A 26,450-nucleotide genomic window follows, 5' to 3' on the forward strand; every position below is an offset into this window, starting at 1 on the left:
AATTCAGATTTTTGATTTTAATAAACTACTCTAAACGTTTGATTTATTTGAATTATACTGATTTTTGAAATAAACCATTATTTATCCGAAGTAAAACTTCTACAATCAAAAATCGTTAATCTGCAATCAAAAATCTACACTTTCCTTCCCATTAAATTTTCTCCAAAAGCCTTCAACATTTCTTTTTTATCGGTGCTAATATTCATTTGATCTAAAGTTTGAAAAGCCTTAAATGTAAAATCTTGTATCGCGTCCTGAGTTGCTTTTGAAGCACCAGAACTATTGAAAAGCGCTTTCACACGTTCAATTTTATCCGTGCTGTCTTCAGGTTGAATCGAAAATAATGTTTTCAATTCCTGCGCTTCCATTTCATTTGAAAACGCAACCGCTTTCAGGTACAAATACGTTTTCTTGTTTTCAATAATATCACCACCTACTTGCTTTCCAAAGGTTTCTGGATTACCAAAAGCGTCTAAGAAATCATCCTGCAATTGAAAAGCCAAACCTAAATTGAGACCGAAATCATAGATTAAGTTAGCGTTTTCTACAGAAGTTTCAGCAATAATCGCCCCCATTTTCATGGCTGCTGCCACTAAAACTGCGGTCTTATATTGAATCATTTTCAAATATTCCGCAATAGTTACATCAGTACGCTCTTCAAAATCAACATCCCATTGTTGCCCTTCGCAAACTTCGAGTGCCGTTTTGCTAAATAATTTTGCTAAATCCCTAAATATAAGAGGTTCGTATTGTTCGAAATATTGGTACGCTAAAATTAACATGGCATCCCCGGATAAGATTCCAGTGTTCAAATTCCATTTTTCATGCACGGTTTCCTGTCCTCTACGCAAAGGCGCATCATCCATAATATCATCATGTACCAACGAAAAATTATGAAAAACCTCAACCGCCAGAGCAGCAGGAAGTGCTTTTTTATAATCAGCGTCAAAAACCTCAGCACTCATCAAAGTCAGTACTGGACGCATTCTTTTTCCACCAAGATCTAAAATATAATGTATAGGTTCATATAGATTTCTAGGCTCTTTGGTTTCATATTGTGAGTGCAAATATTCCGACAGAAACTCTTGATACTGATAAATGGTATGCATAAGACAAATTTTTCGGCTAATTTACAGTATTCAATTTGCATTACAAACTCCGTTTTACGATCAAATGTTAAATAAATCAAAATACACAGGAAACTATTTTGGTATTCAAAGTTTCCAATATACATTTGCACTTGAATTTTACCATTCAAATCCTAAGATGCTTTTTTCAAATGATTGCGAGATCAATTCAATTTTTAATACACCCGACGAATTATGAAAACTAAATGGACCATTGACTCCAACCAATCTGATGTTCTGATTAAAATGAGGCATTCAATACTGGCTTATCTAGCCGGTTCCATAAATACATTCAACGGATACATTGACGTTAAAGACAATGAAATTCAAGATGCTGCTATCGAATTTTCATTGGATGTAAAAAGCAAGGATGCAAAACTGGAACAAATAGACACGCATTTAAAAATGAATGACCTTTTTGATGTCAATCAATATCCTATTATTAGTTTTAAATCGACCTCATTCGAAAAAGTAAACAAGAACATCAATTTCTTGAAGGGGAATTTGACCATCAAGAACATCACTAAAATGGTGGAACTAGATGCAGAATTCATTGGGATAAATAATTATAATGGCGATCAAAAAGCAGCATTTGAAATAACTGGTAAAATCAACCGTAAGGATTTTGGACTAACCTTTAACTCCTTCAATCAAAACAGCGGCTTGGCTTTAGGACAAGACATCAAACTAATTGCTAATCTAGAATTTACGGCTTAGCGTAGCTATTTTAAATAAACGTTAAATAACTCTAAAAAAAAGGAAACTATTTTAGTGTTCAAAGTTTCCTTCTTATATTTGCACTCGATATAAATCTGAATTTACAATAGAACTTAATTAAAACGTACTGAAAATATTTCAGCATAAAAAGATGAAAGAAAAAATTATAAATAAAGCGAAAGATATGTTTTTGAGACTGGGTTTCAAAAGCATAACGATGGATGATATTGCCGGTGAAATGTGTATTTCTAAAAAAACAATCTATAAGTATTTTGCCAATAAAGAATTATTGATACACGAGAGCACACAAGTACTTCACAAAGAAGTTCACGAAATTATAACCGAAATTATTTCTCGAGGTTATAACGCAATTGAGGAAAACTTCCAGATTAGAAAAATGTTTGCTGACATGTTCAAATCTACTGACACCTCTCCTATTTATCAGCTAAAAAAGCATTATCCGGAAGTATACGAAAAGGCTTTAGAGTATCAAGTTCAAGAATGTGAAAGCTGTTTCAAACAAAACATTGAAAAAGGAATTGCTCAAGGCTTGTATAGAAAAGACATCAATATCGACGTCTATGTTAAACTTTATTATGCTTTGATTTTTACCATTAATGAAAATACCCGTTCCGAAAGAGAAGCTGCAGCCTTAGAAATGGAAGCACTGGAATACCACACCCGAGCAATGGCGACAGAAAAGGGAATTGCCGAATTAGAAAAAAACTTACTTAACCCAATTACATAACAATGAAAAAAACAATTCTTTTAATAATATTGTCATTTGCTCTGGGCGCGAATGCACAAGAAGTAAAATCACTTACGCTTAAAGAAGCTATCAACTATGCTTTAGAGAATAAAGCCGATGCTAAAAAAGCAAAACTGAAAGTAGAGAACAGCGAATATCAAATTCAAGAAGTACGTTCTAGAGCATTGCCTCAAATCTCGGCAAATGGTAATTTGACGTACAACCCTGTAATACAAACAACCGTAATTGATGGTGCAGGATTTGGACAGCCTGGAACGACTATTCAAGCTGCTTTTGGCCAACCTTGGATTTCTACCGCTGGTGTTTCTTTGACTCAAGCAATTTTCGACCAAACGGTTTTCACCGGTTTAAAAGCGGCAAAATCGACCAGAGAATTTTACCAAATCAACGAACAATTAACAGAGGAACAAGTAATTGAGCGCGTAGCCAATAACTATTATCAGGTTTACGTACAAAGACAAAAACTAACGGTTATTGACAGTACGTTTAAAACCACCAATAAAGTTAAAGACATTATCAAAGGACAATTTGACAACGGATTAGCTAAAAAAATTGACCTAGATCGAATTCTAGTGAAAATTTCAAACATCAGCACGCAGCGCCAGCAAGTTTTGAATGCAGTTCAAATTCAAGAAAATGCATTGAAATTTTATATGGGAATGCCTATAGAAACTCAAATCGAGATTCCACAAACTGCATTTGAAGTAGGTCCACAAGCATTGTCCGAAGTTCCAAATACTTCGAACAGATCAGAATTTTTACTATTGAAAAAGCAAGAACAACTTTTGACCTATCAAAAAAAGGCAATCGAAGCAGGATATTACCCTACTTTATCATTGAGCGCTGGATACAATTACATTGGTCAAGGTCCTAAAATGCCTATTGGCGGCAAACCAGCTGATGGCGTGTATTGGTCGGATTTCTCTTCCATTGGTTTGAATTTGAAAGTGCCCATTTTTACTGGATTTGGTACTCGTGCCAAAGTAAGACAAGCTGATATTGATTTGCGCTCGATAAAAGAAGACTTGGTTGATACCAAATTATCGCTTGACCTGGCTTTCGCCAATGCTAAAACGCAAATTGATAATAGCCTAACCACTATTACCAGTCAAAAAGAGAATGCACAATTAGCTAAAGAAGTTTTAGACAATACCAGAAATAATTATGTTCAAGGTCTTGCTTCTTTAACGGACTTATTGGATGCTGAAAACTCTTTGACAGAAGCACAAAACAACTACACATCGGCCATATTAGATTACAAACTGGCAGAAATACAATTAATCAAATCAAAAGGCGAATTAAAAACACTTATAAATAATTAACAAAATGAAAAAAAGCATACTTACCATAGTACTAATTGTTGCCACTTTAGGAATTATTGCCTACGTTTTAAACAATAATAAAAAAGAAAATGAAGCAAAAACTGCTGTAGTAGCAGAGAAAAATGCTAGTATTTCAGTAAAAGTAGCAACGGTTAAAACGGAAGAAGTTTCCCTTGATTTTGTGGCCAATGGAAATTTTGCACCGCTACAAGAATTAAGCTTTTCAGCAGAAAAACCAGGAAGAGTAGTTCGTGTTTTAGTTGATGAAGGCGATAGAGTACGTATTGGTCAAACGCTAGCCATTGTAAGAAGCGAACAAATTACAGCTGACTTGCAAACTGCACAGGCCTCCTATCAAAATGCTTTAACAGATTACAGTCGTTTTGAAAACGCTTATAAAACAGGTGGAGTTACAAAACAACAATTAGACCAAGCTAAATTGAGTTTGGTAACTTCAAAATCAAGATTACAGCAAGCAAAAATAAACATCGGGGATACCAATATCAAAGCCACAATCAACGGAATTGTAAATAAAAAATATGTAGAACCCGGATCTGTTCTTGGGGCTGGAACTCCATTATTTGACATCGTAAATGTTTCCAAATTGAAACTGAAAGTAAATGTCAATGAAAATCAAGTAGCAGGTTTAAAATTAGGCAATTCAATTAGTGTTACCGCTAGTGTGTATCCAGATGCTCAATTCTCTGGAAAAATTACCTTCATCGCACCAAAATCGGATGCTAGTCTGAACTTTCCTGTAGAGATTGAAATTGCTAATACTGCGTCCAATGACCTAAAAGCTGGAATGTATGGAACTGCTGCTTTTAGTGCTAGTAAACAAAAACAATCGTTAATGGTCGTACCTAGAAATGCTTTTGTGGGAAGTGTAAGCAGCAACGAAATCTTTGTAATCGAAAACGGAACTGCTAAACTGAAAACAGTTACAGCCGGAAGAATTCTTGGTGATAAAGTAGAAGTTTTAAACGGACTTTCAGAGGGTGAAACTGTAATTGTTACGGGTCAAATCAACCTTCAAGACGGATCTAAAGTAGATGTTATTAAATAAAGTAATTAGTGATTATTGAACAGTTGTTAGCCAAAAGCTTTTTACTATTTACTATTCACTTATCACTTATCACTCTTTTAAAATAAAAAAATGAAATTAGCAGAAATATCCATAAAACGTCCCTCATTAGTCATCGTATTGTTTACGATACTAACTTTAGGAGGGCTGTTCAGCTACAGCCAATTAGGCTACGAATTGATTCCAAAATTTGAAACTAACGTAATTTCAATCGCTACTATATATCCTGGTGCATCACCTAGCGAAGTGGAAAACACCGTTACTAAAAAGATTGAAGACGCGATTTCCTCTTTAGAAAACATCAAGAAGATCGACTCTAAGTCCTTTGAAAGTCTATCTTCGGTTTCGATAACATTGACATCTAATGCTGATGTTAATATTTCGATGAATGATGCACAACGTAAAATAAACGCCATCATAAACGACTTACCCGATGATGCGGAAGCGCCTTCATTAAACAAGTTTTCTTTGAGCGATTTACCAATTATGACTATTGGTGCCAACGGCAAAATGGACGAAGTTGAGTTTTACGACTTAGTAGATAAAAAATTAGCACCCGTACTTTCAAGAGTTCAAGGTGTGGCACAAGTAACTATTACGGGTGGACAAGAAAGAGAAATTCAAGTCAATCTTGATGCGGTAAAAATGCAGGCTTATGGCCTTTCGGTTCCACAGGTACAACAAAATATTTTATCCTCGAACTTGGATTTCCCAACAGGAAATATTCAAACGAGAGAGCAAAAAATATTAATCCGTTTGGCTGGAAAATACAAGAATGTTGAGGAGCTAAGAAATCTAATTGTATCTTCAAAAAACGGAATTCAAATTCGTTTACGTGAGATTGCCGATGTTCAAGATACGCAGAAAATCACTGAAAAAGTGGCACGTGTCAATCAGAAAAGTGCGATTATATTACAAATCATAAAACAATCAGATGCCAATGCCGTTGCGGTAAGCGAAGAATTGGTAAAAACAATTGCTAAACTAGAAACGGACTATAAAGCCGATGGGTTAAAATTAGAAATAGCAAAAGACAGTACCGTTTTCACTCTTGAAGCTGCTGATGCGGTAGTACACGATTTACTTATAGCCGTACTTTTAGTGGCCTTAGTGATGTTATTTTTCTTGCACAGTATTAGAAACTCGCTGATTGTAATGGTGTCGATTCCAGCTTCATTAATTGCCACTTTTATTGGAATTTATTTAATGGGATATACCCTGAACTTAATGAGTTTATTAGGATTGTCCCTCGTTGTAGGTATTCTTGTAGATGATGCGATCGTGGTTCTTGAAAATATTTACAGGCACATGGAAATGGGCAAAAACAAAGTGCGTGCTGCATACGATGGAACGGCCGAAATAGGCGGAACTGTAGTATCGATTACACTTGTAATTGTGGTGGTATTTTTACCCATTGCATTGAGTTCTGGTCTGGTTTCTAATATCATTACGCAATTTTGTGTAACTGTAATTATATCTACTTTATTATCGTTGGTTGCTTCGTTTACTATTATTCCTTGGTTGTCATCGCGATACGGAAAACTAGAACATATTGAAGGTAAAAACTTTTTCGGAAGAATTATTCTTGGATTTGAAAGTTACTTAACCCGTTTCATCAACTGGATTTCCGGATTGTTAACGTGGTCCTTGGATCATTATAAAACAACACTTGCCATTGTTTTAGTTTTATTTTTTAGTTCGGTTGCCTTAGTCCCTGCAGGATTTATTGGTGGCGAATTCTTTGCAGCCTCAGACAGTGGAGAGTTTTTAGTTCAAATCGAAATGCCAAAAGATGCTTCGCTGGAACAAACCAACTTTATGACGCAAAAAGCAGAAGCGTTTTTAGAAGAAGAAGCTTTTATTCATAGCCAGTTTACTATTGTAGGTCAAATCAGTGGTGGGCTTGGCGCTTCGCAAGCAACAGCCTACAAATCAGAAATCAACGTGAAAATGGTTGGATTAGACCAGCGCGATGAACCTGCAAATGTATATGCCGCAAAAACAAAACGAAAATTAGAGAAATTATTAGTTGGAGCCAAAGTTAAAACGGTTCCAGTAGGTATTTTAGGAACGGCTGAAGATGCGACTTTGAATTTGATTGTAACCGGTCCAGATGTAGCCAGTGCAATGCAATTCGCTATTGCTGCTGAAAAAGAATTGCGTACCATTCCAGGAGCAACTGAAATTGAACTATCAGTAGAGGATGGAAATCCTGAAGTAAACGTAAGAGTAGACCGCGATAAAATGGCTGCACTTGGTTTAAGCTTACAAACTGTAGGGATGACTATGCAAACTGCTTTTAGTGGAAACACCGACGGACGTTTTAGAGCTGGGGAATACGAATACGACATAAACATTAAATACAATGCATTTGATAGAAAAAGTATTGCTGATGTAAGCAACTTGATTTTTATTAATGATATGGGGCAACAAATCAAGTTAAACCAGTTTGCAACCGTAACGGAAGGTTCTGGTCCAAGCCAATTGGAACGAAGAGATAAAACGGCATCGGTAACGGTAAAAGGGCAAAACGTAGGAGTTGCTGCTGGAACAATTGTTTCACAATGGCAAGAAAAATTAGATCAACTGAAAAAACCAACGGGTGTAAACTACATTTTTGGTGGTGATCAAGAAAACCAGTCTGAAGGTTTTGGAACCTTAGGAATTGCTTTATTGGCTGCGATTATCTTGGTTTATCTAGTAATGGTTTCCTTGTACGACAGTTTTGTGCATCCATTCGTAGTATTGTTTGCCATTCCGCTTTCGTTTATTGGAGCATTACTGGCATTAGCCTTAACAAATAACACCTTGAATATCTTTACTATTCTTGGAGTTATCATGCTTATTGGTCTGGTGTGTAAGAACGCGATTATGCTTGTGGATTATACCAATCAACGTAGAGCCGCCGGCGAAACAATTAGAACGGCTTTAATTCAAGCGAATCATGCGCGTCTTCGTCCAATTTTAATGACAACAATTGCAATGGTTTTTGGTATGTTCCCAATTGCATTAGCCGCTGGAGCTGGAGCCGAATGGAAAAATGGTTTGGCTTGGGTAATTATTGGTGGATTAATAAGTTCCTTATTCCTAACCTTGATTGTCGTTCCAGTAATTTACGAAATTATGGAGAAACTAATTGCTAAATTCTCTAAAGGTGAGAAAGTAGATTATGAAGCCGAAATGGTTGCTGATTATGAGCATCGAGAATTGAGTGAAGATGGTTTTACACCAAAGCACTAAGTCCTATTTTTAATAAAGAAACGACCTGTTCATTAGTTTGAGCAGGTCGTTTTGTTTTTCAATAAAGCACGCAAAAGGTATCTGTTAATTGTATCCTGCAAACTAGAAGCGATATTTAACAGTGCCTAATAAATATCTTGGAACTAAGTCAACACTTGACTGATAAAATGTAAAATTATTTAAAGTCACAAACGTAAATTTATCTTCATTGAACATGTTATTAAAGACAAGTCTATAGGAGAACCTACTTTGTTCCGGATTGTAATTCAACACAAGGTTACTAAATGTATAATTTTGACTATTAACAAAATACGATGCATTTTTACATTCTGCCAAAAGCACTTTAGAAATATCAACATTTAAATTTAGAAAAATATCTTTCGTATTGTTTTCATTTGTACTACTATCAAATTCAGACTTATTGAAATGATACGCAAAACCTCCATCAAGGTTAATTCCTTTTTTAAAATACGTAGTGGCGGTATATTTGATTGTGTTAGAATAATTTTTTAAAATTAAAAAAACATCACTATTAACGCTTGTCGGTGTACTATTCCAATTTTGAATAGTTTCAATTTTTGATGCTAATTTTAATTTACGCAAGTAATTTACAACACTAAAATTAAAATTAAAATTATCACCTCCCGGAGTCAGTAAACTAGAACTAAAATTAAAATCATTAGTAATTGTACTAATAGTATTCAAAATTGTCTTTGACTTCATGTAAATCAAACCAGTATTTACTGAAAATCTTTTTTGATCTTGATAAATCGAATATGTAAACTGAGAAACACTATTTTTTATTGGATTTTGAAAATTTGTGCCTTTAAAAAAACTACGATAATCTATCAACTGAAAATTGGAAGTAAGCTGATTTATTTCTGGCAAATCATTATTTTCAGAGTATGATACTGCAAAATTACCAAACCCTGTTTTTTTGATATTCAATGAAATAGTTGGATTGACAATCCAGAAGTTTTTATTACCGATGGTGGTGTTAAAGTTGGTGTTTTTAACAGTCAATGATGCAGTAAAATTTATCTTTTTAGAAAAATTATAACGGAGAGCATTATCAAAATCCAATTTAATCTTATTAAAATTTAAATTGTTTTCGTAGTTAGAAAATCTTTGTTCAGTAATTGTAAACTGGTTAGCAAATATTTCTTTGCTATACTCAAATTGCAAGCTATTTGTAATATCAAAATTCCCAAATTGAGCAATTAACTTTGTCTTTTCGCCTATATAAAACAAACTATTATTCGACTTTTGGTGAATAGCATCCCCACTATTTACCTCTAAAAAGGAATTGAGTAAAGGAGAAACAATCTTGGTATTTTCTTCCATTTTATCATAACCAAAATAGATGTAATTGTTGAGAACTTTATTACGGTCTAGTTGTAGCGTATGGTTAAAATGATTGTAAAATGTATAATTATCGTTTTTTGAAGATTGATTTATTTGATTAGAATTAAATAGCAAATTGTTATTAGTGTGCGTTGGGTGTTCTTTGAAAAGGAATAAGTTCGTGATGTAGTTTTTATCATTAGGATAATACTTTAGTTCTAATTCTATTGATGCAAGCGAACTTCTTCTGTTGTAAAAACTATTTTCAGTGAAAGAAATTGGATTAGATCCAAAATTATAATTTGTTTCTGCAAATGAATTTTGATTTTGTATATCATTAGTCAGATATGCTGAACCCCTAAGAGAAAGATTTTTTTTAATTTTTTTAGTAAAACTTAAAGAGTTTAAAAAAGCATTATTAAAAACACTTTGTGTTTTACTAAAAAGTCCAATTTCGTTACTATTAATAGTAAATAAAGATTTAGCTGAATACTCCAATCTGTCCTCACCAAAAATATCGTTTTCTATAACATTAGACGAGACTAAATCGGTTGCTTTCTCTCCAAGATTATTATAATCAGCCAGATAAAATAACTTTATTTCTTTCCTTATCAATCCTAAGTTCAAACTCTCTTTCCAGCGGTTTTCACTAACTATTCCGGCACCAAGAGTAACATTACCAAACCAAATATTTTTTTTGCCTTTTTTAAGTTTAAGATTTAAGGCAACTTTATCAGAGTTATTCAATTTTTTTAGAACTGGATTATCTTCATAATCGTCAATAATTTGCACGGCATCTAGCACATTTGCATCAAGATTTTTAGTAAGCAGTTTATAATTTTTATTAAACATATCTTCACCCTCAATCAATAATTTATCAATTGCCACTCCATGCGCTTTTATAGATCCGTCTTGTTGAACTTCTATTCCTGGCAATTTTTTCAAAACATCTTCTAATGTTTGTTCAGTTTTATTAGTAAAACTAGCTGTTTTAATGGTAGTAGTATCTTGCTCTTTTTTTATTTTTTGGTTAGCCTCGACAACTACTTCCCTCAATGTTTCTACTTTTCTTTCTAAAACAAAATTTTGAACTTGACTTAAAACGCCTATTAATTTATATGTTTTACTATACCCCAAACAAGAGACTTCTAGTTTCAATGATGAAAGATTGCCTTTCTGATATGATAAACTATAATTTCCTTTAACATCTGTAAATGCATAATCCACGCTATCATTATTACTATCTAATAAAATAATAGACGCATTTTGTATCCCAAGTCCCTCTTTGTCAGTAATAGTTCCTGTCAAGACAATCTCTTGAGAGTTAACAGAAATTGAAGCAAACCAAAAGAATAAAAAAATGATTTTTTGCATCAAAAATTATTCAAAAGATTCTATATAGTACGAAGTCATAGGTGCCTTCACTGGAGTCATTCCAGGATGACTTTTTGCAATTATTATGGCACTCTCGTAATTACTTTCGATAGTATTTATACAGTACTTTTTAAACGCATCGATTGTCAAAAAAGTAACCTTCTTACTGTTTTTCTCTTTACGTATATTGTAATCTTGTTTAACAGTAATTGGAAATTTATAACTTTTAAAGTTCCACATCACATTCTTGCCCTCATCATACGCTTCAAGAATCATTCCAGGTAAACCATTTAATTTCCAAGGACCAGAATAAACTGCAATTTCAGGAGCATACCATGCATAGTATTTCCTACCTCTAAAATTAGAAATCCCCAAAATACACTCAAATGAACCTATTTTTTTCTTTTGCTTTGTAATTTTCCAGTTAAACTTTGGCAACGTTTCCGACATATAAATTTGTTTTCCATCAAATACATTGCTATCAAGTCTTTTTGTGCTATAATTACAAACCACTTGGTTTCCTTGCGCAGATAAAACTAAACCATTTGAAATTTTATTTTTACTTCCGCTACTATTTTGATAATGAGACTTTGCTTTAGAAATACTAACTGCATTCTCTAGAGAATCTTTTGCAGCTACATAATAGGACTTGTCTTTAGAGAACATTGTATATGCATTATATATTTCTCCATTACCTCCTCCTACACCAATAGCATCTGTAAATTCATAATAAACAATCCCATCCTGAGTATAACCCATTTGGCAAATTATAATTAACAAGAGTGATAAAATATTTTTCATAATTTAAAAAGATTATAATTTAAAAAAAGTAGAGGTAATAATATTACCTCTACAAGATTTCGCTAATAACAGAAAAATACTATTATCTGTTATCGCACCAAGCTCTTCCCATTGCTGTTGCTTGTTTTACTGTTGTATCATCCGATGATGTGAAAATAACTTTTCCACCACCTGAACAGTTATAAGACCATGTTGTAGCATAAGATGAAATAGATAGAAAGGTTACTGCTGCAATTAAAAATGTTTTTTTCATAATTTATAGTTTAATAGTTACTCCATTAAGGATTTGAGCGGTTAGTTTTCGTCCTGATAGAAAGTTTATCGTGATTCCTTATCACTATTTTATTTTCAATTTTCTTTGGTTATAAATAAACAAATCCCCGCAATTCGTAGCTACTGAATATTTTTTACACTAAGATTTATTGATTCTTATTGCAAGACAAATCTAAAAAAAAAAAACATGATTTATTAACATTTTTTTAACAAAAATAATCTTGTATCAAAAAAACTAGATCGCTTATCTACAATAATTTAAAAAAAAATTACCATCGTAATATTGAAAAAATTTAAGATCTTTTGTAGTATAGCGGGTGTAGCGTACAAAACCAAAATAATCGCCGATTATGAGCATAGAGAATTGAGTGAAGATGGTTTTACACCAAAGCACTAAAATTGTAAAATAATAAATACTGAGAAAGCCTGTTCATTCATTTGAACAGGCTTTTTTTTATGACAAAATCCAAACAAGAATTTTATTTTAACACATCCTACAATTGCTTTTACAACTTCTTAATCACATACGTCACTATTCCCCAAATGATTAATTGATTTTCTTCGGTGACTTTTATGGGTGGATAATTGGGATTCTCTGGCATCAGAAACAAACAGTCTTTCTCGACTTGCATTCGTTTCACCGTGAACTCTCCATCAATGAAACAAATCGCAATTTTGTTGTTTTGCGGTTCTAAACTACGATCCACGACAAGAACATCTTTGTCATTGATCCCGGCATCAATCATTGAATTTCCTTTGACTTTAATATAAAAAGTAGCCAACGGATTTTCACTCAATTGGTTGTTTAAATCGATACTCATTTCCATAAAATCTGCTGCCGGCGATGGAAATCCAGCCGAAACACCTTCATTGATGAAAGGAATTCGCAATTCACTTTCAAAATCAGGTAGAAAAAAAGTCAGTTTTTGTTCTTTGTTTATAGACATTTGATTTCGAGTATATCTTTAAAATTAGTTGTGTATTTAGGTGACAAATGCTTCTGATTCATGTTCCAAGTCAAACTTAAATTTTGGGTAGCCAACTTTACTTTTTTATCTCCAATTTTTTTATTCAAACCGTCCATTACTTTCATCAGCATCAAATGTTTTGGATTTTCCTCAGCAAACAACTGCAACTGTTTTTTGTTTTCATCTATCAATTCCGTTACGATCACGCCCGCTTTTTTGAATTTCAAATGCTCATTTCCTAGGTGCAGTTTTTTCAACATATCGATGGCTACATTGCTAATTGTCAACGTAGAATTTGACGCAAACGGCAAAGTTACTGCCATGTTAAAATAATATTTTGAGGTTTGCACCGTATGTTTATCCACCACAAGCATTACAATAATGGTATGGCAGCAGGAATTTTGTTTGCGCAATTTCTCTGCACAAACGGCTGCAAAAGTTGCTACACGTTCTCGCAATAAATCAAAATCAGCAATTTGCTTTGGAAAACTTCTGGTCGTAGCAATACTTTTCTTTTGCTCAACAATGGGTTCTAGATCCAAGACTGATTTTCCTTCGAGTTCGTATTTTAAACGCATACCTATCACACCCATTTCTTTTTTGATCCAAGCTTCGTGTTGCGGTGCAGTAAAATCTAAAGCAGTCACAATATTTTTAACTTTCATCTTTTTATTCATGCGGTGCCCAATGCCCCAAACGTCTTCAATCTTTGTCCATTTCAAAGCTTTGATTCGTTTTTCTTCGCTATCAATAACATAAACACCTTTCGTTCTGTCTTGGAATTTCTTAGCAATTTTGTTAGCTACTTTTGACAATGCTTTGGTATCAGCAAAACCAATACAAACAGGAATTCCGACCCATTTTTGGACACGGGTTTTCATTTGGATTCCATACTCATGATAATCGGAAATCACCAAGCCATCAAAATTCAGGAAAGCTTCGTCAATGCTGTAAATTTCTAGATTTGGTGTAAACTGACCTAAAATTGCCATTACCCGATTGCTTAAATCGCCATACAACGCATAATTTGAAGAAAATAATTGCACATTTTTCTCTTTTACTAATTCCTTGATCTGGAATGCTGGCGCGCCCATAGGAATTCCAACCGCTTTCGCTTCATTACTTCTAGAAATGACACAGCCGTCGTTGTTTGATAAAATTGCAACAGGTTTCCCGTTGAATTTCGGTTGAAAAACACGTTCACAGGAAGCGTAAAAATTGTTACAATCGACTAATGCATACATGCTACAAAATTACTCAATATCAGTTGAAGCGAGTTCGTAACATAAGTTAATTTTAAGCACTGTTAATAAGTAGTTTTCATATTAGAGCGTCTTTCCACAGCAGTACATTCACTTTTACCCAAATTATTTCATCTTAAAAACCGCAAGAAAGAATATGAAATGAGCCATCAATTCCATTAAATAAATCTTAATATATCATATTTAATAAAATTATTTTAAGACACAAAGCATTGATTTTAATGTATTTAAATCCAAAACCACAACATTCGCTCTCAAAACACAAGACCATGATTCAAAATTTTGGCATACTACTTGAATATCTTAAATCAAATAACACAAAAAGCGAAAGCCGAAAAGCTGAAGAGTAGGCAAAATTCAAAATAACTGTATCATGAAAAAAATTACCTTTTTAGTTGCTAGTATCTTTGTATTGGGAGGTAGTATAGTAAACGCAGCAGAGAAAATCGATTTTTCTGTAGAAAGAAGATCTCCCGTAGATTTTAGAAACGCCGACCCAATTGTGTTCACAGAAAGAGGAATTGAGTTCTTCGTGTTCCCTGACGGACAATTAGATTTTAATACACGCCCAACAACAGGACGAGATATGTATTACAAATCAGCCCGAAAAAATAGTGTCAATAAAACATTTGGCTCTCCTGGAAATGTTCGAAATGAGAATTATGGCGTAAGAGTGGAACACGACAATAGGGGCCGAGTAAGACAAGTTGGGAATGTGTTCATTAATTACGATGTGAATGACAGAGTAAAAAGAATTGGTTCTGTTTACATGACCTACAATCGTTTTGCATTAGAAAGAGTAGGCGGATTAGAAATTATTTACAACCGTCGTGGTCAAATAGTTGATACTTTTGGTTCCGTAAAAGGAGGTAAAGCCTATCAATATGGTCAAAACAGTTTTGGTAACAATGATTTTGGTAACAATGATTTTGGTAACAACCAAAACTCAAATGAACAGGACTACTACTATTACAGATCAAATGGCACAAAAGCTAAAATTGAAAAAACTAAAGTAGTTGATAACGCTGTCATTGTATTAAATAGAAGATAATTATTTGGTTTGAATGGTTTGGTTTGAAAATTCCCGTTGGTATTCGTATCAGCGGGTTTTTTGTATAAAAGTACTCTTCAATAGTACCATGTACATTATTTCAGCACCAATCGTAACTCCTGACGATATTGCGAAGCGCTTTTGCCCGTAAATTCTTTGAACAATTTATTAAAATAACTAAAATTGTTGAAACCGCTTTCATAACAAATCTCAGTAATACTGATGGGTTTCTCCGCCAGCAATTTCGAGGCATGAACCAAGCGATAATCATTGACGAATTTGGTAAAAGTTTTATTCGTAATCTTTTTAAAATACCTACAAAAAGAAGGTTCTGTCATACTCACTAATTCTGAAACTTCTTCCAGCGTAATATGTTCCTGAAAATTATCTTTTACGTAATTAAAAACTGCGTTGATTCGGTCATTGTCTTGCATTTGCATTTCCATCGAAAATCCATCTGCATTCAAAACGGTCATTTCTTTAGATAATTCAAGTTCATTTAGAATACTTAACATGGTCAACAAGCGATCAAATTGCGTCTGCTGTTCCATTGATTCTATTTTCTTTCCTATATTTTTTTTGGTTTCATCATGAAAAGCAATTCCAGCTTTAGCTTGACTAAAAAGATTCCGAATATTCGTCATTTCCGAAATATCAAAAAATCCATTGCCCAAGAAATCTGGTTTCATTTGGATTACCGTTTCGTTTTTATTGCCGGTTTCTTCATTGGTAAACCCACAATGCGGTAAATTACTTCCTATCAAAATCAAATCACCATCGGTATAATACGAAATGTGACTTCCAATCTGCCGTTTTCCGGAACCACCATTCACATAAACCAATTCAATTTCAGGATGGTAATGCCATAAGTGCGCCTTACTATTCGCGTTTTCAACATATTTCGAAAAGTAAAAAGAACTCCCAAACGATGGCGCAATACTTTCAAAAGCTGGCGGTATAATTTTCATACGAATCCGTATTTAGAATGAGCACAAATTTACCAAAAACAGACACTCAATTAACTTTTTTAACCTTAATCGATTTCGTAAAAGGTAAAATAGCACACTAATTAGAAAATTCAGCATTACTCATACGCAGTAAGTTGCATTAATTTAGCACCAGATAAGTATCATTATAAATCTAAAAATTTACAATTATGAAAAAGATTTTAAAATTTAGTTTAGTGTTAGCTGCAGTAGTGTTGACTGCCGTACAAGCACATGCAGGAAACGCAGATTTTTCACTGGATTTAATAAAAGAAGAAGGAAAAACGGTGAGTTTTAGTTTGAAAGAGACAAAGAAAATTGATTTGTCCATTTACGACACCAATGACGGATTAATCTATCAAGAAAAAGTTACATCCGAAGATAATATCAGCAGAACATACGATTTGACTGCTTTACCAGACGGAATCTACTTCCTGAAAGCAGAGAGTGATCTTAAAATTTCAAAGTATAGAATTGAAGTTGTAGGTAACAAAGCTAAATTATCAGCTGATGCTATTTCTGAAGTGTACAAACCCGTTTTGGTAAACAAAAACGGAATGATTACCGTAAACATTTTAAACTTAGAAAAAGCTCCAGTTACTGTTGCACTTTACGACCCTAATCAAATAGAAGTCTATAATGAAACTTTAGCTGCCGACCTTTATGTTGGGAAAAAGTTTGACTTAACTAATGCTCAAAACGGTATATATACGTTTGAGATTACTTACAATGGCAAAACGTTTATCGAAACTGTTGCTACAAAGTAGTGATTAAATAAATAATCGTAATTAAAAGGCTGTCTTTTTTTGGAACAGCCTTTTGTTGTGGTAAAAATTGAAAACACTACAATTTATAGTTTAATTACAACCATCTATCCCGCAGCTGTCTCCATCAGTAGTGTTTAATAGCGTTGGTTTAGCTTCAAATTTGCCCTCTTCCCATACTTTTTCCAATGTTTTCACAAATGTTTCGACATGTTGCGCACCCGAAACTGCATATTTATTATCGAAAACAAAGAACGGAACGCCTTGAACACCGATAGATTGCGCCTCATTAATATCCTGCTGTATTTCATCTGCGTAAGCATTAGAATGCAATACTTCATCAATGGATTCAGCGTGTAGTCCTACTTCCAGTCCCAATGCTCTCAATGTATCCAAATCATTAATATTCCTACCATCGGTTAAATAGGCTTTGAATAACAACTCTTCTAGGTCATTTGCCAAATTATACTTTTTAGCCAAATGCAATAAGCGATGCGCATGCAATGAATTGGCCATAACCGCTTTTTCAAAATGAAAATCCAATCCTGAATTTTTAGCATTCTGAGTCATATCATCAAGCATTCCTTGAGCCCAATCTGCATCCTTTCTATATTTTTCTGCTAAATGCTCGACCATATTATCTTCTGGAGAAGCAATAAAACTTGGGTCCAACTGAAAACTCTTCCATTCAATCTGGACTGCGTCTTTATGTTCAAAATTTTGTAAAGCACCTTCTATTCTTCTTTTTCCTATGTAACAAAATGGACACATGATATCGGACCAGATTTGTATTTTTAATGTATTCTGCATCTTCTTTTATTTAATAATGATTAAATCATTTGTATATACAAATTTACGAAAAACAAACAGAAAATGAGCATACATTGTATTTATATTATGAATAGACCAATTAGAATTAGTTTACAACAGAACATAAAAAAAACCATCAACATTGCTATTGATGGTTTTTGAATTATCTTAAAATTTGGTTTATGCCAATAAATCTAGTACTAAAGAAGGAAACAATCCTAACGCGATGTTCAAAACAATAGCTACGACAGCCACTGCATAAATTACAAATGGAGTTGGTTTTTTTTCTTCATTTGGCTCTTTGGAATACATTGCCAAAATCAATTTAAAGTAGTAACCAACACTTATAATAGAGTTTACTACGGCTACAATTACTAACGCTAAATAACCCGCCTGAATCGTTTGGCTAAATAAAACCAACTTGGCGAAGAATCCAGCAAAAATAGGAATACCCGCCATAGAAAGTAAAGAAGCAGTAAGAATAGCCGCTAACAAAGGATTCGTTTTTCCTAAACCATGAAAATTTACAACATCTTCATTATCTCTATTTTTACAAACGTATAAGATTACACTAAAAGCAGCGATTCCAGATAGCGAATACGCTGAAGCATAATACAACAAACTTCCTGCTGAAGTAGAAAGACTAAGTAAAGTCATTAACATGAATCCTGCATGTGAAATACCGGAAAAAGCCAACATCCTTTTTACATTTGTTTGTCTCAATGCCATAATATTTCCTACGGTCATCGACGCCATAGAAATCACTACTACAACAATTTTGAATGACTCTGACACATCAGCATTCATAACGGATAACAATTTGTACAAAGTAGCCATAGCAACTACTTTAGCCAAGGTACTCATTAATGCGGTTGTCAATGCTGGAGAACCTTCATATACGTCTGGTGCCCAAAAGTGAAATGGAACTGCAGCCACTTTAAACAACATTCCTATCGTAACTAATACAATTCCAATAGGAAACCATACCGGCAATTCCGCTGATTGTGATAACTCACTGATTTCAGTAACATCAAAACTCCCCATCGCTCCATAAATCAAACAGATACCAAAAAGAATGATTCCAGAAGCAAAGGATCCCATTAAGAAATACTTCATTCCCGCCTCGTTACTCTTTAGATTCATACGATCACTAGCAGCAAGTACATAGAGCGAAATAGACAATACTTCGATTCCTAAAAAGAACATGGCTAAGTTTCCAAAAGAAACCATTGCCACCGCCCCAGCCAATAAAAATATTTTTATGGCAATATAATCAGAGATTTTAGATTGGTGAATTTCGTAAAAATTATGTCCTAAAGTCACTAAGAAAATAGTTAGAACAATAAACAAAGACGAAAAAGTAGTCGAAAATTTACTCACAACAATCATATTGTTATAGTAACTTTCTGTTGAATTAAATTCAGAGATAGTCAAACCAAGAACTCCTAACAATCCAATAATTGTAAGTGGCACAATGGCTTTTCGTAAATTAAAAATTTCAAATAAAAGGCATAAAACACCTAATCCTATTATAGCTATTAATGTATTCATTTTTTTACTTGACTTAGTTTATTCGGTTTATTTGAATTAAAATTTCTTCAAGACTTGGTGTGATCAAATCTATAATCGGTTTTGGATACATTCCAAAAAAGAATAACACGGCGATTATTAGTACCAAAGTTATCCCTTCGTTGCTAGTTACATCCGTAAATATTCGTGTATTAGTTTCACCTAACATGGCCTGTTGAAACATTTTCAACATATAATAGGCTCCTAAAATTATCGTAGTTCCCCCTAATATGGCAAACCAAATATTAATTTGTGAAAGACTGTATAAAACGGTAAATTCTCCAACAAAGTTAAACGTAGATGGCAACGCAACTGAAGCCACAACTAAGATTAAAAACATGGAGGTGAATTTTGGTGTCTGCGAACGAATACCCCCCATTTCAGCAATTACTCTAGTTTCATATCTTCTGAAAATGATCTCCGCAATATAAAACAATCCAACAACCACAAATCCATGAGCAATCATTTGTAAAACTGCTCCACGTAATCCGTCTAACGTCAAAGTATAGCTACCTGCAGCAATTAAACCCACGTGCGCTAAGGACGAATAAGCCAATAATTTCTTTAAATCTTTCTGTTTCAAAGCCACGATAGATCCGTAAATCACACCTGCAATCCCAAGTCCAATAAAAATATACATATATTCTTTAGCGGCCATTGGAGCCAAAGGCAATTGCCAACGAATAACGCTATACAATCCCATTTTTAACATGATCCCAGATAAAAGCATCGTTCCAACGGTCGGTGCTTTTTGGTACACATTGGCTTGCCAAGTGTGAAATGGAATTAATGGAATCTTTATGGCATACGCCAAGAAAAAAGCTAGGAATATCCATAACTGTTCTGCAGCAGATAAATTTACTTTGTACAAGTCCTCTAATAAAAAGCTTCCCGCTTTTTGATACAGATAAACAAATGCTACTAGCATGAACAAGGAACCTGCTAGGGTATAAATAAAGAATTTAACAACTGCTTTTTTACGTTCTTCTGCATCTCCGTTACCCCAAACCAAAGCGATGAAGTAAATAGGTATTAAAGATAATTCCCAAAAAATATAATACAATAAACCGTCTGATGCTAAGAATGTTCCCGCCATAGCAAAAGACATAAACAAAATCAAAGCATAAAATGATTTGGAATTTTTAAATTCATTTCCAAAAGAAGAAAATATAATGATAGGAGTCAAAACAGTAGTCAGTAAAACCATAGCCAATGACAATCCATCTGCTTTCAGCGCAAAAGATATATTGGGTTGTGTGACCCACTGATTGATGAAACTAATATTTTCACCTAAATTATAGTGATTTAATAATACAATAGAAGCGCCTGCAGCAGCTAAGCCAAACAACAATGCTACTTTTGAAGCTAGTTTATCACCCGCGAGAAAGGTTGCAAAAGCACCAACTAAAAGAATAATTAAAATAAGAGATACGTTCATAATGAAAAATTATTGAGCTAAAAATAAATAAGAAACAATGGCACAAAGTCCTAAAACAAAGGCAAAAAGATAAAGACCTATACTTCCGTTTTGTACTTTCTTTCCTTGATAACTTATTTCGTTGGTCAGTTTTCCGAATCCAAAAACCAAAGCTGATAAACCTGATTCTACTGTATCTCTGAAAAAACGAGACAAGAAATTAATCGGTTTGACAAAAATAGCATCATAAAATTCATCAACATAATATTTATTGTAGAGCACTTTAGAAAATCCTGTAATCGCTGCATCTTCGCTTGGGACAGCATTTTGTTTTATGTATTTGGCGTAAGCAATACCAATACCAACTAATCCGCCTATAACAGCAATAGCCATCAAGATATATTCAGTAGTTCCTAAATGGTGTTCAGCGGTTGCTAACTTAGGTAAAATAGGAGTTAAATACTCATTCAACCAACTATTTCCAGGCAAACTAATCAATCCACCGATAGTAGCTAAAAATGCTAGAACAATCAATGGAATGGTGATCAACGGAGAACTTTCGTGCAAATGGTGTTTTTGTTCTGCAGTTCCTCTAAATTCTTTAAAGAACGTCAAGAACATTAAACGGAACATATAAAAAGCTGTCATTATAGAAGCAATAGAAGCCACAACCCATAACGGTATGTTGTGATGAAACGCCACTAATAAGATTTCATCCTTAGAGAAAAAACCAGAAAACAATGGAACTCCTGAAATAGCCAATGACGCAATAAGCATGGTCGCAAATGTAATTGGCATTGCTTTTTTCAAACCACCCATGTTGCGCATATCTTGTTCTCCGTGCAACGCGTGAATAACGGAACCGGATCCTAAGAACAAACAAGCTTTGAAGAAAGCGTGAGTAATCACATGGAAAACAGCCACTTCGTAAGCACCCAATCCCAAAGCCAAGAACATTAATCCCAATTGTGAAACGGTAGAATAAGCCAATACTTTTTTGATGTCATTTTGAACTAAACCAATTGTTGCCGCTACTAAAGCCGTAACAGCTCCCACTATGGCAATTATATTTTGGACATCCGGAGTCAAATCAAACAAGAAATTTAATCTCGTAATCATAAAAATCCCTGCAGTAACCATCGTCGCTGCGTGAATCAATGCCGATACTGGCGTTGGACCTGCCATCGCATCCGGCAACCACGTATATAAGGGTATTTGTGCGGACTTACCGCAAGCTCCAATAAACAAAGCAAATGCAGCTACCGAAAGCCAATACATATTAAGATCAGTTGCGCCAGAAATAGCCGTTTTCAATGTGGCAAAATCTAAAGTAGAAAATAACATTCCTAAAATAAAAATCCCAATCAACAACCCTAAATCACCAATACGATTCATAATGAATGCCTTTTTTGCCGCATCATTAAATTCTTGGTTTTTATGCCAGAATCCAATCAACAAATAGGAACAAAGACCAACGCCTTCCCATCCGATGAACATTACTAATAAATTGCTACCAATTACTAGTGTAATCATGAAAAATACAAACAGATTCAAATAGGCAAAATATTTATGCATATTCTCATCATCATGCATGTAATTGATCGAATACAAATGAATCAATGAACCAATTCCAGTAACGAATAGCAACCATAAAACGGATAATTGATCCAATTGAAATCCAAAATCAACTTTAAAATTACTGATTTGAATCCATTCAAAAAGTGAAATATGAATCCCTTCTGGTATTGCAGCAATTGCTCCAAAGAAATAAAATGTGACCGCAAATGAAACAGCAACAGCCATTGTCCCGATTATTCCGGACAATGTTTTTCCCAAACGCGATCCAAATAAAATATTTAATAAAAATCCTAAAAAAGGAGCTAATAATAAGAGTAAAGCTAAATTCGTATTCATTATAGTTTATCCTTTTAAGTTTTTCAAATTATCGATAGTAATAGAGCCTAAGTTTCTAAAAATAGAAACTAAAATTGCCAATCCTACGGCAACTTCTGCCGCAGCAACTGCCATCGAGAAAAACACAAAAACTTGTCCTTGCGCATCTTGATGATAAGTCGAAAATGCAACGAACAAAAGATTCACGGCATTCAGCATTATTTCTATCGACATAAATACGATTATGGCATTTCGTCTGTACAATACTCCGAAAACACCAATACAAAAAAGTATTACGCTTAGGAATATATAATTTTCAATACCAATGTGGTTTAAAATATTGTTCATCTTATTTTTGCAATTTTTCTTTTTTAGACAATAATACCGTTCCAATCATAGCCACTAAAAGTAAAATAGAAGCAAATTCAAATGGAACCATATATTCATTCAATAGTACTTTACCCAATACTTTTATAGACTGATAATCTTCGCCAGTAGTTACATATTCACCAACAATAGGTTTTGAGTTGATGAAAATAGCGATCAATATTAAACAAATTAAGCAAAAAGAAACAATTGCTCCTAAGCGCGTAATCCTAGGTCGGTGCACTTCTTTTTCTTCATTCAAATTCATCAACATAATGGTAAACAGGAATAAAATCATAATCGCTCCAGAATACACAATAATATGAACAATCGCTAAAAACTGGGAGTTTAATAAAAGATAATGACCTGCTATCGAAAAGAAACAAATCACTAAATAAATAGCACTATGAATTGGATTTCTACTGAAGATTGTCAAAAAAGCGGTTGCCAAAGTTACCGCGGATAGTACGCAAAAAATTATAAGTATCGTAGACATTAATTAGCGTTTTTAAGTTGAGCATTTTTCATTGCGATATCTAAAGGCATCACTAATTTATCTTTTCCAAAAATAAAATCTTCTCTTTCGTAACTCGAAGGAACTAATACTTTGGAGGTAGTCAAATAAATTGCATCTTTAGGACAAGCCTCCTCACACAAGCCGCAAAAAATACAACGCAACATATTAATTTCATAAATAGAAGCATATTTTTCTTCTCTGTACAAATGTTTTTCATCGGCTTTGCGTTCTTCCGCCTTCATCGTAATTGCTTCCGCTGGACAAGACAAAGCACACAAACCACAAGCCGTGCAATTTTCCCGACCTTCTTCATCACGTTTCAACATGTGTTGACCGCGATAAACCGGACTCATTTCACGTACCTGCTCTGGATATTGAATCGTTACTTTTCTAGTAAACAAATGCTGAATTGTAATTATTAATCCTTTGACAATCGCAACAAGATACATTCTTTCCCAAAAAGTCATCTCCTTGTTAGAGACTAGCTTTTTTCTTCCCGATAAGGATATACTTTCTATACTCATTTTTTATTTTATTTGTAGCTGTTTCCTGCTATCCGTTTCAATCTTTTAATCGCTGCGGCGATTAAAAGGATTTTCACTACTATCAGGGCTAGGGCTTTTTCTGTCTCAATTCTATTTTATCTTGCTATTTCTTGCTCTCCATTTGGATTGTTAAAAACCAAAATAGGCCGCAATATCCGCTCTTAACATTACAATTCCAGTAATCATAATATTTACAATCGATAACGGAATTAGTATCCTCCAACCCAAATGCATCAATTGATCGTATCTAAATCTTGGAATAGTCCATCGAACCCACATAAAGAAAAATATAAACCCACACAATTTGATAAACAAAGCACCAAATCCCATTATATTGGCAATATTTACACCCCAATTTTCAACTACCCAACTCATTCCCGGATAATTATACCCTCCAAAGAATAAAACTGCTAAAATAGTAGAGGAGATAAACATATTGGCATATTCAGCAAATAAATAGAATCCCATTTTCATCGACGAATATTCTGTGTGGTATCCTCCAATTAATTCTGTTTCACATTCCGCTAAATCAAAAGGAGTTCTATTGGCTTCTGCGAAAGCACAAATTAAAAAGATAATAAAAGATAATGGTTGGTAAAAAACATTCCAATCCATCCCAGCTTGTTGCGCCGAAATTTCTCTTAAACTCAATGTTCCGGTCATCATCAATAAGGCAATCAAGGAAAGTCCCATGGCCACTTCATAAGAAACCATTTGCGAAGCAGCACGAACAGCTCCAATCAAAGAGAATTTATTATTTGAAGCCCAACCCCCAATCATAATTCCATAAACTCCCACGGATACAACTCCAATAAAATATAATAAACCTATATTCAAATCGGTGGCTTGTAATAAAATATCTCTTCCAAACAAGTGCAATCTGTCTCCCCAGGGAATCACAGCACTTGTCATCAAAGCCGTACTCATTGCAATGGCAGGACCTACAAAAAACAAAAAACGATTTGGTGTATTCGGTTCAAATTCCTCTTTCGAGAATAATTTTAAACCATCAGCTAGCGGTTGAAACAATCCAAAAGGACCAGCTCTGTTAGGTCCAACACGATCTTGAAGCCAAGCGGCCACCTTACGTTCTGCCCAAGTGGAATACATTGCCATCAACATTGTTAAAGCAAAAACCGCTACAATAATGACACCTTTTTCTATGATAATAGTACTATCCATTATTGCCCAAACTTTTTTGATTTATAATATCTTCTTCGGTCAATGGAAATTCAGCCATACTGATTTTTTTACGATCTTCTTCTCTACCAATAAGGATATGCGATTCAGTAGCTATTTCAACTTTTTCTAACTTTCTGTTGTATTTGTTTTGATTGATAACCGAGTCTTTTTCAAAAGCTCTTGGCCCTTCAATAATCCAGTCTTTCACTTCTTTGTGATCAAAACGACAACCATTACAAATAAACTCATCTACTTCATGGTATTCGTCTTTTCTTCCAGTAACACGTTGAATTTCGTCACCAAACATCCAAACGGTAGTTTTTCCAGAACAAGTAGGGCAATCCCTGTGTGCGTTATACGGCTTACTGAACCAAACTCTAGATTTAAATCGAAACGTTTTATCAGTCAATGCGCCTACTGGACAAACATCTATCATATTTCCTGAGAACTCATTATCAACCGCTTTTGAAATACAAGTCGATATATTCGAATGATCTCCTCTATCCATAACTCCATGAACACGATCATCCGTCAATTGATCTGCTACCATTACACAACGGTAGCAAAGAATACAACGATTCATGTGCAACTGAATATTTGGACCTATATTCTCTGGTTCAAAAGTTCTCTTTTCCTCAATAAAACGAGTTTCTGATTTCCCGTGCTCAAAGCTTAAGTTTTGCAAATCACATTCTCCTGCTTGATCACAAACGGGACAATCTAAGGGGTGATTGATCAACAAAAATTCAGTTACTGATTTCCTTGCTTCTTGCACTCGAGGCGAGGATTTACTATTCACTTCCATTCCGTCCATGCAACCGGTTACACAAGATGCCATTAATTTTGGCATTGGTCTTGGATCCGCTTCACTTCCTTTAGCAACTTCCACTAAACAACAACGGCATTTTCCACCGCTTCCTTTTAGTTTAGAATAATAGCACATCGCTGGCGGAACTACTTCTCCACCTATCATACGTGCTGCCTGCAGGATGGTTGTTCCTGGTTCAACTTCTATTGAATGTCCGTCTATTGTTACTTTCATTATTTAACTCTATTTAACTCCTACGGA

The 26,450-nt window shown here is 34.2% G+C and carries 23 protein-coding genes; 7 read left to right on the forward strand and 16 right to left on the reverse strand.

From position 1 onward, the window contains the following. Positions 1-134: 134 nt before the first annotated feature. Positions 135-1,109, reverse strand: a complete 975-nt coding sequence (locus IWX83_RS02395) for a polyprenyl synthetase family protein (protein WP_073354812.1) — start codon at positions 1,107-1,109, stop codon at positions 135-137. 213 nt (positions 1,110-1,322) lie between these two features. Here IWX83_RS02395 and IWX83_RS02400 point away from each other — a divergent pair, with 213 nt between their 5' ends. The 5 genes from IWX83_RS02400 (at position 1,323) to IWX83_RS02420 (ending at position 8,259) form a co-directional block, all read left to right on the forward strand. Next, on the forward strand, positions 1,323-1,844 hold the full coding sequence (locus tag IWX83_RS02400) for a YceI family protein (protein WP_073354814.1): 522 nt from the start codon (positions 1,323-1,325) through the stop codon (positions 1,842-1,844). A gap of 151 nt (positions 1,845-1,995) precedes the next feature. After that, the gene (locus IWX83_RS02405) at positions 1,996-2,592 is read left to right on the forward strand and encodes a TetR/AcrR family transcriptional regulator (protein ID WP_073354816.1); all 597 of its coding nucleotides are present in this window, start codon (positions 1,996-1,998) and stop codon (positions 2,590-2,592) included. A 2-nt stretch (positions 2,593-2,594) separates the two neighbouring features. Then, positions 2,595-3,935, forward strand: a complete 1,341-nt coding sequence (locus IWX83_RS02410; protein WP_132065232.1) for a TolC family protein — start codon at positions 2,595-2,597, stop codon at positions 3,933-3,935. Between the two features lie 4 nt (positions 3,936-3,939). Next, positions 3,940-5,001, forward strand: a complete 1,062-nt coding sequence (locus IWX83_RS02415; protein WP_196827397.1) for an efflux RND transporter periplasmic adaptor subunit — start codon at positions 3,940-3,942, stop codon at positions 4,999-5,001. A 90-nt stretch (positions 5,002-5,091) separates the two neighbouring features. Then, a complete protein-coding gene (locus tag IWX83_RS02420; protein WP_196827399.1) occupies positions 5,092-8,259 on the forward strand; it encodes an efflux RND transporter permease subunit in 3,168 nt (1,055 codons plus the stop codon). Between the two features lie 102 nt (positions 8,260-8,361). On the opposite strand, the gene IWX83_RS02425 is transcribed toward IWX83_RS02420, so the two are convergent. From IWX83_RS02425 to IWX83_RS02445, 5 genes are all read right to left on the reverse strand, one after another. Next, complete coding sequence (locus tag IWX83_RS02425) at positions 8,362-10,977, reverse strand: carboxypeptidase-like regulatory domain-containing protein (protein WP_196827401.1); 2,616 nt, start codon at positions 10,975-10,977, stop codon at positions 8,362-8,364. 6 nt (positions 10,978-10,983) lie between these two features. Beyond that, entirely contained in the window at positions 10,984-11,778 is a 795-nt protein-coding gene (locus IWX83_RS02430) for a GLPGLI family protein (protein WP_073354827.1), read from the reverse strand. Positions 11,779-11,860: 82 nt separating this feature from the next. Beyond that, positions 11,861-12,031: a hypothetical protein gene (locus IWX83_RS02435; protein ID WP_175547759.1), complete on the reverse strand. Its 171-nt coding sequence runs from the start codon at positions 12,029-12,031 to the stop codon at positions 11,861-11,863. A 526-nt stretch (positions 12,032-12,557) separates the two neighbouring features. After that, entirely contained in the window at positions 12,558-12,998 is a 441-nt protein-coding gene (locus tag IWX83_RS02440) for a LexA family transcriptional regulator (protein WP_196827403.1), read from the reverse strand. Then, positions 12,989-14,263, reverse strand: coding sequence for a Y-family DNA polymerase (locus IWX83_RS02445; protein ID WP_196827405.1), 1,275 nt, complete (start codon positions 14,261-14,263; stop codon positions 12,989-12,991). The genes IWX83_RS02440 and IWX83_RS02445 overlap by 10 nt, the downstream gene beginning before the upstream one ends. A gap of 391 nt (positions 14,264-14,654) precedes the next feature. On the opposite strand from IWX83_RS02445, the gene IWX83_RS02450 reads away from it, so the two are divergent. Next, complete coding sequence (locus tag IWX83_RS02450) at positions 14,655-15,332, forward strand: hypothetical protein (RefSeq protein WP_196827407.1); 678 nt, start codon at positions 14,655-14,657, stop codon at positions 15,330-15,332. A gap of 95 nt (positions 15,333-15,427) precedes the next feature. On the opposite strand, the gene IWX83_RS02455 is transcribed toward IWX83_RS02450, so the two are convergent. Then, positions 15,428-16,300: an AraC family transcriptional regulator gene (locus IWX83_RS02455; RefSeq protein ID WP_196827409.1), complete on the reverse strand. Its 873-nt coding sequence runs from the start codon at positions 16,298-16,300 to the stop codon at positions 15,428-15,430. Between the two features lie 188 nt (positions 16,301-16,488). On the opposite strand from IWX83_RS02455, the gene IWX83_RS02460 reads away from it, so the two are divergent. Further along, the gene (locus tag IWX83_RS02460; RefSeq protein WP_196827410.1) at positions 16,489-17,085 is read left to right on the forward strand and encodes a hypothetical protein; all 597 of its coding nucleotides are present in this window, start codon (positions 16,489-16,491) and stop codon (positions 17,083-17,085) included. 90 nt (positions 17,086-17,175) lie between these two features. On the opposite strand, the gene IWX83_RS02465 is transcribed toward IWX83_RS02460, so the two are convergent. The 9 genes from IWX83_RS02465 to IWX83_RS02505 form a co-directional block, all read right to left on the reverse strand. Further along, positions 17,176-17,892 carry a DsbA family protein gene (locus IWX83_RS02465; protein ID WP_196827412.1) on the reverse strand — a complete coding sequence of 239 codons (717 nt, stop codon included), beginning with the start codon at positions 17,890-17,892 and terminating at the stop codon, positions 17,176-17,178. A 180-nt stretch (positions 17,893-18,072) separates the two neighbouring features. After that, on the reverse strand, positions 18,073-19,443 hold the full coding sequence (locus IWX83_RS02470) for an NADH-quinone oxidoreductase subunit N (protein WP_196827414.1): 1,371 nt from the start codon (positions 19,441-19,443) through the stop codon (positions 18,073-18,075). Positions 19,444-19,456: 13 nt separating this feature from the next. After that, the gene (locus tag IWX83_RS02475; RefSeq protein ID WP_196827416.1) at positions 19,457-20,899 is read right to left on the reverse strand and encodes a NuoM family protein; all 1,443 of its coding nucleotides are present in this window, start codon (positions 20,897-20,899) and stop codon (positions 19,457-19,459) included. A gap of 9 nt (positions 20,900-20,908) precedes the next feature. Next, positions 20,909-22,792, reverse strand: coding sequence for an NADH-quinone oxidoreductase subunit L (gene nuoL / locus IWX83_RS02480; protein WP_196827418.1), 1,884 nt, complete (start codon positions 22,790-22,792; stop codon positions 20,909-20,911). A 6-nt stretch (positions 22,793-22,798) separates the two neighbouring features. After that, positions 22,799-23,119: an NADH-quinone oxidoreductase subunit NuoK gene (gene nuoK, locus IWX83_RS02485; RefSeq protein ID WP_066079401.1), complete on the reverse strand. Its 321-nt coding sequence runs from the start codon at positions 23,117-23,119 to the stop codon at positions 22,799-22,801. Position 23,120: 1 nt separating this feature from the next. Continuing rightward, positions 23,121-23,633, reverse strand: coding sequence for an NADH-quinone oxidoreductase subunit J (locus tag IWX83_RS02490; RefSeq protein WP_073352265.1), 513 nt, complete (start codon positions 23,631-23,633; stop codon positions 23,121-23,123). After that, on the reverse strand, positions 23,633-24,178 hold the full coding sequence (locus IWX83_RS02495) for an NADH-quinone oxidoreductase subunit I (protein WP_073352267.1): 546 nt from the start codon (positions 24,176-24,178) through the stop codon (positions 23,633-23,635). The genes IWX83_RS02490 and IWX83_RS02495 overlap by 1 nt, the downstream gene beginning before the upstream one ends. Before the next feature lie 150 nt (positions 24,179-24,328). After that, positions 24,329-25,381, reverse strand: coding sequence for an NADH-quinone oxidoreductase subunit NuoH (nuoH, locus tag IWX83_RS02500; protein WP_073352268.1), 1,053 nt, complete (start codon positions 25,379-25,381; stop codon positions 24,329-24,331). Beyond that, positions 25,374-26,423, reverse strand: coding sequence for a 2Fe-2S iron-sulfur cluster-binding protein (locus IWX83_RS02505; protein WP_073352270.1), 1,050 nt, complete (start codon positions 26,421-26,423; stop codon positions 25,374-25,376). Before IWX83_RS02505 ends, nuoH begins: the two co-directional genes overlap by 8 nt. Between the last annotated feature and the right edge of the window lie 27 nt (positions 26,424-26,450).

The sequence above is a fragment of the Flavobacterium sp. CG_9.1 genome, assembly GCF_015751645.1.
GTDB lineage: Bacteria > Bacteroidota > Bacteroidia > Flavobacteriales > Flavobacteriaceae > Flavobacterium > Flavobacterium xanthum.